General features: G+C 69.8%; 8 protein-coding genes. 7 read left to right on the top strand and 1 reads right to left on the bottom strand.

Going from position 1 to position 12,140, the window contains the following annotated elements:
• Positions 1 to 20: 20 nt before the first annotated feature.
• Positions 21 to 1,139 (bottom strand): hypothetical protein, encoded by a 1,119-nt coding sequence (locus ACGFIQ_RS13340; RefSeq protein WP_393243288.1) that lies wholly within the window; start codon positions 1,137 to 1,139, stop codon positions 21 to 23.
• Between the two features lie 139 nt (positions 1,140 to 1,278).
• Between ACGFIQ_RS13340 and ACGFIQ_RS13335 the strand changes: the two genes are divergently transcribed.
• The 7 genes from ACGFIQ_RS13335 (at position 1,279) to ACGFIQ_RS13305 (ending at position 12,127) form a co-directional block, all read left to right on the top strand.
• Positions 1,279 to 2,031 (top strand): TIGR03089 family protein, encoded by a 753-nt coding sequence (locus ACGFIQ_RS13335; RefSeq protein ID WP_393243286.1) that lies wholly within the window; start codon positions 1,279 to 1,281, stop codon positions 2,029 to 2,031.
• Positions 2,032 to 2,297: 266 nt separating this feature from the next.
• A complete protein-coding gene (locus ACGFIQ_RS13330; protein ID WP_393243284.1) occupies positions 2,298 to 5,189 on the top strand; it encodes a hypothetical protein in 2,892 nt (963 codons plus the stop codon).
• Between the two features lie 59 nt (positions 5,190 to 5,248).
• A complete protein-coding gene (locus ACGFIQ_RS13325) occupies positions 5,249 to 5,401 on the top strand; it encodes a hypothetical protein (protein ID WP_393244049.1) in 153 nt (50 codons plus the stop codon).
• The gene (locus tag ACGFIQ_RS13320; RefSeq protein ID WP_393243998.1) at positions 5,371 to 5,442 is read left to right on the top strand and encodes a hypothetical protein; all 72 of its coding nucleotides are present in this window, start codon (positions 5,371 to 5,373) and stop codon (positions 5,440 to 5,442) included. The genes ACGFIQ_RS13325 and ACGFIQ_RS13320 overlap by 31 nt, the downstream gene beginning before the upstream one ends.
• A 173-nt stretch (positions 5,443 to 5,615) precedes the next feature.
• Positions 5,616 to 5,993 carry a hypothetical protein gene (locus ACGFIQ_RS13315; RefSeq protein WP_393243282.1) on the top strand — a complete coding sequence of 126 codons (378 nt, stop codon included), beginning with the start codon at positions 5,616 to 5,618 and terminating at the stop codon, positions 5,991 to 5,993.
• Between the two features lie 96 nt (positions 5,994 to 6,089).
• Positions 6,090 to 11,075 (top strand): carbohydrate-binding protein, encoded by a 4,986-nt coding sequence (locus ACGFIQ_RS13310; RefSeq protein ID WP_393243280.1) that lies wholly within the window; start codon positions 6,090 to 6,092, stop codon positions 11,073 to 11,075.
• Between the two features lie 356 nt (positions 11,076 to 11,431).
• Positions 11,432 to 12,127, top strand: coding sequence for a hypothetical protein (locus tag ACGFIQ_RS13305; protein ID WP_393243278.1), 696 nt, complete (start codon positions 11,432 to 11,434; stop codon positions 12,125 to 12,127).
• Positions 12,128 to 12,140 lie beyond the last annotated feature (13 nt).

Below are 12,140 nucleotides of genomic sequence, written 5' to 3'. Positions count from 1 at the left end.
CTGACAGTTGTCGGGGAGCGTCAGCTTGCGTCGACATGAACAGTCGGCGAAGCACCGCGCAGCCGCCACCAGGCACCCACGACCAGGGTGACCGTGACGACGGTGACCGCGATGTCGCCGGCCAGGGCCGCCGCCGGGCTGGCCGGGGAGTACGGCGGCACCACGTACGCGAACGCGGCGGCCATGACCAGGCCCGCGCTGCCGGCGACAAGCACGTGCCGCTGCCCCCAACCGCCGCGCGTCGACAGGTACGCGATCAGCCCTCCGGCGACGGCGGCGAGGGCAAGCGCGATGATCATCCCCGGCCAGCCGAGCGCCAGGTCGGAGCCGAGGCGGACGAGGACGACAGGCAGACCGACCCAGAGCGGGTGCGGCACCCGACGGGCCCGGCGCGGGCGGGGGCGGCGCCAGCGGGGCAGCAGCGCCGTTCCGACGAGCGCGAGGACCAGTGCTGCCGCGAAGGCCAGCTGGAGTGGACTGGCCAGGAAGCCCTTGTCGTGGTTGATGTTGGCGAAGATGAACAGGCTGCCGAGCAGGTAGATCAGACCGACGACGAGGAGACCGGGTCGGCCCAGCCAGGGCCGATGCCGGCGGTCCGCCCCGAGGAACGACTCGATGAGCACGATCGGCGCGCAGATGGTCAGCACGATGTGGTTGCCCACATAGTCGAACGCCTGCCGGAGGCTGAATTCGAGCCCGGGCACCAGCGTCGCCTCGGCGGCGGCCCGGGTGTCGGCGTACTGGGTGTCGTCCAGGAAGTCGGGGTTGAACAGCGACTGGTCGACCAGCCCGGCCTGGAGTACGCCGAACGCGGCGGCGAGCAGCACGATCGTCGGCCAGCTCGCGCCGAGGTGCCGGGCGGTCTCCCGGATCAGGATCGCCGCGCCGCCGTACATCGGGCCCAGGAAGATCAGCACCGGGAGGAAGTCGTCGATGGCGAAGCCGCCCCACGAGCACTCCGCCGCCCACGGTGCGAGCAGCAGCAACGCGATGACTGGCAGGAGCCGCCGACGCAGCGGCAGCCGGCCAGCGCCGGCGGGGCGGTCGGCGGCGGGGTGGTCAGCGCCGGCGGGGCGGTCGGTGTCGGCGGGGTGGTCAGCGGCGGCGGGGCCGTCGGCGGGGTCGGGTCCGGTGGGCACGGGCGCTCCTCGGCGTTTCGGGGGTCACCTGCACCGTGCGCCGGCCGCCCGGCCACCCGATACGGCCATCGGGCGACGACCGCCGCGACCAAAGTCGTTCAGTAGGGTGGTGCCGACGTCGCACCCGGGGAGCGTGGAGATGCAGCCAACCGTCACGGCCGAGCAGACGGTCCAGCCCGCCGATGCCGAGCAGCCCCTGCTCAGCTACCGCGACGAGGCGACCGGCGAGCGCGTCGACCTGACCGCACAGCAGGTCGGTTCGTGGGCGGCGCGCAGCGCGAGCCTGCTGCGGGACGGTTGCGGTCTCGGTCCCGGCAGCCGCGTAGCGGTGTTGCTGCCGCCGCACTGGCGTACCGCCGCGGTGTTGTTGGGCGCGTGGGCCTCGGGCCTGGCGGTGTCGTTCCGGCCGCGCGCCACCGCGGGCCTGGCGGTGCTGGAGCCCGGCGGCGACCGGCCCTTCGACGCGGTCCTGGTGACCCCGCAGCGGCAGGACGACTGGCTGGAGGACGTGCCGGACGCACCGCACCGCTACCTCGTCGGCACCGGCCCGGGACGGTTGGCCGACGTGCCGCTGGGCTGGTTGGACTGGTCCGCCGAGGTGCTCCGCCACGGCGAGGCCACGCCCGACCACACCGCCATCCGCCCGTCGGACCCGGCCACCGCGGACGGCACCACCTACGGCCAGTGGGGTGCGATCGCCCAGGAGTACGCGAGGATGCTGGGCCTGCGCGCCGGCGACCGGCTGCTCGTCGACGCCGCCGAGCACGAGGAGCCCCTGAAGTGGCTGCTCGCGCCGCTCTCGGCCGGTGCGTCAGTGGTGATCAGCGCGAACCTCGACCCGGCGCGGCGGGACGCGATCGTCGCCGCCGAGCGGGTGACCCGGGTCCTCTGAGCCGTCCGGCGCAGTCGATCAACTAGCGCTCACCTACACGCGGCCTCGCACCTTGATCGACTCGGCTTTCGTGAAACCGCGGCATTGAAGTGCCCCGGATGGCCCGACTTGCGGGAAGTCGAGTCGATCAACGCGGACCGTCCGGTCGATGACAGAGCAGGATTTCGGGACGTGAGCGCTTGGCGCGCATCGATACTCTCGCGAATGGGATGGCGAGGCACGCCATTCTCGTCCGGGGGGACACGATGGTCGAGCGCGTACGAAGAATGCTGGCCGCATCAATCGGGATCATGCTCGGTGCGGTCCTGGTCACCGTCACCGCCAGTCCGGCACAGGCCGACCAGCAGTTGGACCTGCAAAAGTCCGGCTGGGCCTACACCGACTCATCTCTACCGAAAAAGTCGTTCGTCAACCCTGCCGGAGACGCGCCGATCGGCGCCTGGGCAGATGCGCGCGGCAACAAGCACAGGTCGCGGTCCTATTTCACCTTCGACGTCTCGCGCTTCCGCAAGGCCATCGTCCACCGGGCCGACCTGATCATCAAGGAGCGATCGGCTGCCGACTGCTCGACGGCTCAGCCCGTCCAGCTCTGGCGCACCGATCCGATCAAGGCGACCACGAGTTGGGAGTCCGAGCCGCGCCGGCGTGAACTCATCGGCACCACCCTGGCCGGCGGCTCGGCGGCCTGTCCCGGCTACCTGGTCTGGGACCTCATGCCGACCCTGCAGAGGCTTGCGGATCAGGACAAGCAGACGCTGACCGTCGAGATCTCCGTGCCGCACGGCGACGAGGGCAAGCTCTCGCACGGCCGCAAGCTCTATCCGTTCCCGGCGATCCGCAGTGATGTCAACCACGCCCCGACGGTCGCGCAGATCGGGCTCGAATGGCCGTCCTGGGCCTGCGGCACCAAAAAGAACCCGCAGCCGGTCGGGGCACGCAGCTACACCTTCATGCTCCGGGGCGCGGATGCGGACAGCGGTGACCCGCTACTCAACGGGCAGTTCGCCGCCTGGCCGGTCGGCCACGAGGACCAGCGGTCCGAGCAGCTTGGCTCGAGTTACGGCAACACCCTCGCCAAGGTCCCGTGGGAGATGTCGCAGTACCCGCACGGGACAGTAGTGGCGTGGACCGCCCGTGCCTACGATGGTCAGGACTACTCGAAGTGGGCTCCACCGTGCTACGTGAAGGTGGACGGGCAACGGCCGGCCCCGCCCGTGATCACCTCGACGAAATACCCGGATGACGGCGAACCCCACGGCGGCTCCGGGGTGCCGGGCACGTTCGTCTTCACGGCGAACGGGTCGCCGGACGTGGTCGGCTACTACTGGGGACGCTACGGCGAGACCTACAACTACGTCCCCGCGCCCGCACCCGGCGCGAACGTCACGCTCGAATACACGCCCACCTCCTTCACTGAACTGCTGAGCGTACGCAGTGTGGACAGCGCGTCGAACTCCTCCGAGGTGACCAACTACCGGTTCTTCGTGCGATCCACCGGACCGCAGGTGCAGGTGACGGTCGGGGGTGTCGGCCTGCCGAGTCAACTGGCGATCTCGACGAACGTCGAGGGGGTCACCGAGTTCGGCTACCGGATCGATGGCGGCGACGAGACCAGGGTCCCGGCGAGCGCCGACGGCGCCACCGAAGTGTCGGTGACGTTCCCGCAGGCCGGCAACATTCGGCTTGAGGTGCGCAGTTACGTCGGCAGCGAGTTTGTCGGCGCGTACACCGGGCAGGTGTTCGTCCGTGACACCCCGCTCGTGGAGTCGGCCGACTTCGCCTTCCCCGACCACGACGGTGTGGTGGGTCGTCCGGGCAGCTTCACGTTCCGACCCGGCCGGGCCAGGGTGGTGGCGTACGAGTACGGGTTGCTCCGCGGCGAGATGCGACGCGTCGACGCGGCAGCGGACGGCACCGCGGTGCTGAGCTGGACGCCGACCGAGCCGGGCTGGCACACGTTCATGGTGCGCAGCATCAGCGCCGACGGCACCGTCTCGGAAGTCGTCCAGTACGAGTTCAACGTCATCGACACGAAGCCGAGCGTCTACTCCCAGACCTACTACGAGTACGGCGCGTGGGGCGGCGTGGGCGTTCCCGGCGACTTCCACATCAGCACCGCGATGCCGGACGTGGATGTCTTCCTCTACCGCTACAACGACGGGCCGGAACAGGCCCTCGACCAGGTGGACAACGAGGCTCGGTTGACCCTCGCGCCGGATCGCTCCGGCAGCAACACGCTTGCGGTGCGGACACGCTTCCTGGACGGGTCCTTCTCGCCGACGCGGACCTACACGTTCGAGGTCAGTGATGCGCCGGTGGTGACGTCCAGCGCGTACCCGGAGAACGGTTCCGCCGGTCAGCCAGGCCAGCCGGGTCAGTTCACCTTCAACCCGGGCCGCTCCGACGTGGTGGAGTACCGCTATCTGCTGGACTACAGCAGCGAAGAGCAGGTCGTGGCCGCCGGGCCCGACGGCCGGGCCACGATCGAGGTCACGCCGCCGCACCCCGGGTACACGCTGTTGACCGTCTCCAGCCGGACGGCCGACGGCACCGTCAGCGCCGAGCGACGGTACTACTTCCGGGTACGCGATCCCCGCGTGAGCGTCTACAGCGCCTATGACGAGTACACCGCGATCGGCGGGATCGGCGCGACCGGCAGGTTCAGCGTCCGCACCGAACTGGCCGAGGTGACGACCTTCGAGTACCAACTCAACGGCGGCGCCTGGCAGAGCGTGCCGAAGACTCCAGACTCGTCGGTCACCGACATCTCGGTAACAATGGATCGCAACGGCGCGAACGTCTTCTCGGTGCGGGGCCGCACCGAGGCGGGGGAGTACTCACCGCGGACGGACTACCCGTTCCTGGTCGGCACGGCGCCGCAGGTGTCCTCGGTTACCTACCCGACAAACGAGTGGGGCGGCGGCGTCGGCGTGCCGGGTGACTTCACCTTCACCCAGGGCTCTCCGGGCGTCGTCGAATTCGAGTACACGGTTGACGACGGGCCGGCGGTGCTGGTGGCGGCGAATGCTGCCGGAGTCGCCACCGCGAGCTACACGCCGATCGCGACGAGCTTCCAGACCATGAGGGTGCGCGGACGTACGGCCGACGGCGTGTGGACCGACACGACGAACTATCAATTCCTGGTCAACTCGGCCTGAGTGCGGGTCGACTCCATATCGGCGACGGCGCGGTGTCGAAATGCCGTGGCATCGCCGATATGGAGTCGATCAAGGGTGCGGAGTTCGTCGCCACCTGCGCCGAGTTTCCGTCCCTCTCCTGGCTGGCCCCTTCCCAGATCGAGGCTCTGCAGGGGCTCCAGGACGTACTCTGCACCGCGAGCTGGCCATCCACGCCGCCGAGAACGGCATGAGCCTCAACCAGTACGTCCTGCGGAAGCTCAGCGCCACCTGACCGGTCGGGGCAGCCCGTGGCGTTCTGGAGAGCGCAGTTGATCAACTAACTGTTCATCCCCGCTGCGCTCGTTTCTCATCAAGCTCGCCCGGCGAGTTCGCCGACGGCCGGCAGGGTCACCGAACGGCCGCGCCCACCGGCGTGCCACAGCACCTGTAGACCGGAGCGCTGGCATGCCCTCAACCGCACGGTGGCCCCGCCGCATCGTGACCGCGGTGGCGTTCACCCTCACCCTGCTCGCCACGGCGGTCCCCGCCCAAGCCCACCCGTACGGCTATCCGCAGACCGTGACCATCGCGGCGGGCGCGACCCGCCCCGAGGTGGTGCGCCTGACGTGGAACGCGGGCGACGGCCCCGGCGGGTACGCCCACGACTGGACGTTCGGCGACGTGCCCGCGGCGAGCGAGGCGAGCGTTGCCGACCACGACCGCGCCACCGTCTGGAAGGTCGCCGCGAGCGTTGGCCCGCTGCTGCTCCTCGCGACCGTCGTCTCGCTGCTGCGACGCCAGGTACGCCGTCGGCGGGCCGCCCGCAACCGACAGTCGTCCTGATACCGGCCACCCGCTCTGGCCCCCTTGCCCGCCGCGGTCGGCACTCCGGTGCCCGGCTCGGCGGTTCCTAGCACCCGACCAAGGAGAACCCTCGCCATGACGCACGCACAACGTGCGCGTAGGAAACGAACACGCGGAATTCTGCCCGCGGTCGCGCTCCTGCTCATCGCCGGACCGGCAACGGCCCTCAACCCCCCACTCGCCGGAGCGCAGGCGGTCCCGACCAGCGGTAACACGCCGCTGATCAACCTGGCCGACGGGCAGAACCTCGAAGGCAAGGTTCCCGTCGTCGTCGAGCCGGTCACCGAGAACGACTCGGTGACCACCCTCGCGGTCGACGGTGACAAGGTCGGCGCCGAGAAGACCGCCGGGACCGCCCACTTCGCGTTCGAGATGGGTGGCAACGGCACCGAGGCCCGCTACCGCAACTACGTCACAGTCAACGGCCACACCGCCGAGGCGGATCGCGTCTACCTCCCGGACATCCCCGGTGGGCAGGTCGGCACGCTCGACTTCCCGGGTGACTGGTTGCGGCCGGGGGCCAACACGGTCACCGTCCACACCGGAGCGAACTGGGTCGACTCGACCACCAAGACCGCCGTGGGCTACGAGGAACTGCCCAACGGTGAGGGCGGCCGCTGCCCCAACTACGACGACTACGCCTTGAGCAGCATCAGCCTCAGCCTGCTCGGCGTGGTCGCCGACGGTGAGCAGAACCTGTTCAGCTACAGCTTCGGTGACGGCACCTGCGGCAGCTCGGCGAAGCTGCTCAACCAGGACCTGACGTTCGTCGTCTCCGGCGAGCCGGGCAGCACGTCCGGCCTGCGCACCGACCTGGACACCACCAAGCTGACCAACGGTACGCACACCGTCAGCGCGACCACCCTGTCGGGCGCGAAGACGTCCGTCACGGTCGACGTCAACAACTCGCCGGCCGGCGCGGCGGTCGTCACCCCCGGTGACGGTGCCCGCATCCGTGGCACGCGACCGGTCATCGCCGCGCTGCCCGGCGGCGGCAAGGAGCACGTCGAGTCGCTTGCCATCGACGACAAGCCCGCCGAGAACGCGGAGACGCTGGCCACCGGCACCGCCACCCTCGGCCTCACCGTCGCGGCCGGCAACTCGGTCGAGGCCCGCTACCAGAACTACGCGGTGGTCAACGGCCACCGGGTCGACCTCGGCGGCGACTACGGCGCGACCGGCGCGGAGGACGTCAGGCTGGCGTTCCCGACCCGGTTCTTGCACCTCGGTGACAACGTCGTCGAGATCCGGACCGGTGACTACAACGGCACTCTCAACGGTGCGACCTGCGCCAACCACGACGACTTCACGCTCACCCGGGAGGCGACGAGCCTCGCGCTGAGCACGGCGGGCACGGTGACGGCCGGCACCACGTACCTCGTCACCACCAGCGGCACGACCGTGACGAAGGCGGAGACAACCGCCACGTCGTTGGCCCTGGGCGACGGGAACTGCGCGGCCAACAGGGACGCCGAGTTCCACTTCACCATCGACGGCGCCCCGACGACGCGTACGGTCGACACCCTCGGCAGCGGCGGCGACGCGCACCTGAAGGTGTTCGTCGGTGGCAACGGCAGCGACAACGGGTACGACAACAAGGTGCTGGTCAACGGCATCCCGCTGGAGATCGGCCTGTGGGAGAAGGAGACCGCCGACCTCGCGTTCCCGAACGAGTGGCTGGTGCCCGGTGTCAACGCCGTCGAGTTCGTCGCCGGCAACGACCACGGCAGTGCCAAGCCGGGCGGCTGCGACAACTACGACGACTTCACCCTGCGGGACTTCCAGCTGTTGCCGACCGGTGCGAAGGCGACCCAGCTGACCCGCTCGATCGCGCAGACGACAGTCACCATCGGCTCGGGGAGCTACCCGCCCGGATCCCAGGTGACCACGTACCTCGGTGACGGCACCTGTGGCAGCAGCCACAACGCGGTGCTGACCAAGATGGTCCTGTTCGACGTGACCGCGCAGGACGGCTCGGCACTGCCGGCGCTGGGCAAGCGCGCGGACGTGGACACGACGACGATCGCGGACGGCGCCCACACCATCAGGGCAGTCGTCGGGGACAAGACCTCGACGCGGCGCTTCACCACCGACAACACCGCACCGGAGATCGAGAGCAGTGTCCCGGCCGCCGGGCAACGGCTGACCTCGACAGTCGCGCTCAACGTCAAGGTCAAGGACGCCTCCGGCGTCGCCGGTACGCCCGTCCTCACGCTGGATGGCGCGCCCGTCAGACAGGGTGACCAGATCGGCCACGGCCTGCCGGCCGGTACGCACACCATCGCGTTGACGGCGACCGACGCGCTCGGCAACACCGCCACCCGCGAGGTGCGGTTCAGCAGCGCCAGCATCCCGGACGTTCCGACCGAGCTGAACTCGACGATCAAGGGCACCGACCCGCTCTCGGCGGAGTTGTCCGCCCGGATCCCGGGTGCGGAGGGTGTCGGGCTGACCGCCACCTTCACCAAGGCCGACGTGGTCCTGCCCACGGGCGGCTACCAGGGCGAGGCGGCCGACGTGCCGACCACGCTCGACGTCCAGCACGACAAGACCGTCGACGTCGCATCGCTGCGTCCGCTCGACGGCGCGACGATCGACACCCCGTCCAGCCGTGGAGTGGTCTTCCAGCGGTACGACCTGCCGCTCGGCGCGACCAAGCAGGTGCCGACGCTGCGCTGGTCGGGCACCATCGACCCGGCCCGGATCGTGGCGCTGCGGGCGTGGCACCCGGCCACCAAGAAGTGGGTGGCGTTGACCAGTTCGCGCGGGCAGGCCGGGCAGGACACGGTCCTGACCGCGCAGGTGGAGGCCGGCTACCGCGACGGCGGTGTGGTGCACGTGCTGGTCACCGGCGAGGACCCGTTCGCCGACGACCTGTCGCCGCACGACGCCACCGCACAGAACGACAAGGACCGCTTCGAGGATCCCGCGTCGTACGACTTCTCGCTGGCGCACTTCACCGACACCCAGTACGTCACCGAGGGCGCGGCCGGCGGCACGTACGACGACTTCGACGGCAACGCCGAACCCTCCGACGTCGAGACGGCCGAGGAGCAGGCGATCTGGTCGGCCGCGTACCGCGACCAGATGCAGTGGATCGCCGACAACTCGGCCAGCCGAAAGATCGCGTACGCCGCGCACACCGGCGACATCATCGAGAACGACTACTACGACCCGCTGGCCAAGAACCCGGACGGCTCGCTGAAACGGCCCGGCCTGCACGAGCAGGTGGAGAAGGAGTTGGCCGCCGCCTCCGGTTTCCAGAAGATCCTCGACGACAACGGCGTGGTCAACCAGGTGATCGCGGGCAACCACGACGACCAGTTGGGTGCCGAGACGGGCCCCACGTCCCGGTTCAGCCGGACCTTCAGCGCCGACCGGTACTACGGCACGGCGAAGTCCTGGCCGACGGGCACCGAATACCACGCGTGGGACGAGGTGACCAAGGCCGACGGTACGGTCACGCCCGGCCGGGACAACCAGAACAACTACCTGCTCTTCTCGGCCGGTGGCCTGGACTTCGTCGCGGTCGGCCTGTCGTACGGGGTGACGCCGGCGGAGGCCAAGTGGGCTGACTCGATCTTCAAGCGGTACCGGGACCGCAACGGGATCCTGCTCTCCCACGACTACCTGAAGCCCTCGGCCAACCCCGACGGTCGTGGCGCGGACTTCTCCGCGCCGGACGGCTCGCCGCTCTTCAAGCAGGTCGTCGAGACCAACCCGAACGTGTTCCTCGTCCTCGCCGGCCACGAGCACGGCGTCGGCACCAACCTGAAGTCGAAGATCGGCGTGACCGTCAGCCACGACGTCGTCGAACTGCTGGCGGACTACCAGTTCTACACGGTGACCGCCGCCGAGCTGTGGCCGAAACAGGTGGCCGCCGACGGCACCATCGACGTCAACGGGGACGGCAGGCCGGACCACAAGGCCACCGACCGGTTGCAGTTCGGGGCGAGCTTCCTGCGTCTGCTCCAGTTCGACGTGGACCGGGCCGAGATGCACATCGACACGTACTCGCCGTTCCTGAAGAACTTCGGCGCGACCGAGTACGACATCCGCCAGGACGGCAGCCAGACCAAGCCGCGCTACAACGGCTCGGAGGACAACCTGACGCTGCCGGTGGACCTCACCACCCGCAAGACCTCGTTCCGCACCGACTCGCTGGCCGCGTACGTGCCGTCCGCCACGATCGGCACCGACGAGGTCACCTCGAACGGTGTCGCCACGGCAACCTGGGACAGGCTCCTGCCGGGCACCGCGTACGGCTGGATCGTCTCCGCGCGGAGCGCCGACGGCGGCGAGGCGGTGGCCCAGCCGGCGGTGTTCGTGACCGCCAAGCAGGTCCCGACGATGACCGTCACCGCCGCCCCGACCGACTGGGGCACCGCGGCGACGGTGACCGTGCGGGTCACGGCCGGCAGCACGCCGGTCACCGGTGCGGTGGAGTTGCGCGAGGGTACGACCGTCCGCGGCTCGACCACGGTGACCAACGGCGTCGCGACGTTCACCCTCCCGGTGGGCCTCGCGGGCGGCCAGCACACGCTGACCGCCTCGTACGCGGGCGACGACCACCTCACGGCGGTGCAGGCCACCACCACCCTGACGGTGAACCTGCCGGCGGAGTGGAGTTCGTCGACCGTCTACAACGACGGGGACCGGGTCACCTACCAGGGGCGGGTGTTCCGGGCCTCCTGGTACAGCAAGAACCAGAAGCCCGGTGCCGACCCCAACGGCGCATGGCAGGAAATCGCCATGACCGAGGACGGCACGGCGATCTGGACCGCGTCGCGGATCTTCAACTCGGGCGACTTCGCGATGTACGACGGCAGGAAGTGGCGGGCCCAGTGGTACACCCGCAACCAGAAGCCGGGCGACCGCAACGGCTCCTGGGAGGAGATCGCTCCGACCCCGCCGGACAACAGCCCGGCGGCCTGGACGCTCACCAAGGTCTACAACGCCGGTGACCGGGTCTCCTTCAAGGGGCACGTGTACGAGGCGAAGTGGTGGACCCGGGGCCAGGAGCCCGGTGACCAGTTCGGCCCCTGGAAGATGATCAAGTAGTCCGGCTCGCGCAGTGCCGGCCCGGGACCGCTGCTGGTCCCGGGCCGGTGCGCGTTCGGGCCCGGCGCCGTTCGGGCCCTCCCGCCTTGATCGACTCGGTTTTCAGAAAGACGGGGTGTCGACGGGCCTCGGATACCGCGATTTCCTGAAACCCGAGTCGATCAAGGCCGTGGGCTCGTTACCCGTCCGGTGGAGGCGGCCCGTTCCGTCCGCTCTCACATTTTCCCTGCTCCTACGCTTCGCCGAAGGCACGCGCACGGCCAGCGCACCGGCCACTTTCCCGAGTCGGTCGTGGGCTGCGGCCGACCACCGAGCAGGGCGGGGGGCAGATGGCGTCGAGGCGTACCCGTCGGATTGTGGTTTCCGCGGTGGCCGGCGGCCTGTTCGCCCTCGGGGTGGTCGCGCCCGGTCCGGCGGCGGCGCCGCTGCCCCGCGCGGCCCAGGCCGACGGTCCCACCGCCCCCGACACCCGCGAGCCGCGTCCTCCGTTGCTCCCCGCCGACTTCCAGGGCATCGGCCGGTACGTCGTGCGGGACCTCGGCATCGACGTGCCGTTCAGATGGCAGGGCCGGGACGGCAACAGCCAGATGATCGCCGGCGGCCCGAACCACCCGATCTGGTTCACGAACCTGATCTACGAGAACACGCTCTACACGCTCACCTACAAGTGGCCGAACATCCCGCTGTTTCCGCCCCGCGCGTGCAGCAAGGTGCCGGGGTTCCTCAACCGACAGATCTTCAACGACAAGCTGAAGACGTCCCGCTATGTCGGGCCAGAGATCCTGCAAGGCGACCAGGACCGGCACGTCGACCACTGGCGTGTCGGCGTCGTCGGTGGCTCGACCGTGCCGGGGGAGTTCTTCCGGTTCCCGCTCGCGCTCGGCGACATCTACGTCGACCGGCGCGACCCGACCCGGTGGTGGCAGGTGTTGCAGTTCGGCCTGCAGAACCTCTTCGACCCGGAGTTGGACGAGTGGTTCACGATGGACACCTTCGACCACCGCCCCGGCGAGGTCACCCTCCCCGACCGCTGCCCACCCCCCACGCCGTAACGCCCCGCGCCCC

The sequence above is a fragment of the Micromonospora sp. NPDC048898 genome, assembly GCF_043198035.1.
GTDB lineage: Bacteria > Actinomycetota > Actinomycetes > Mycobacteriales > Micromonosporaceae > Micromonospora.
Note: the sequence above shows the minus strand (reverse complement) of the source record. Positions and strands in the feature narration are given on the sequence as shown.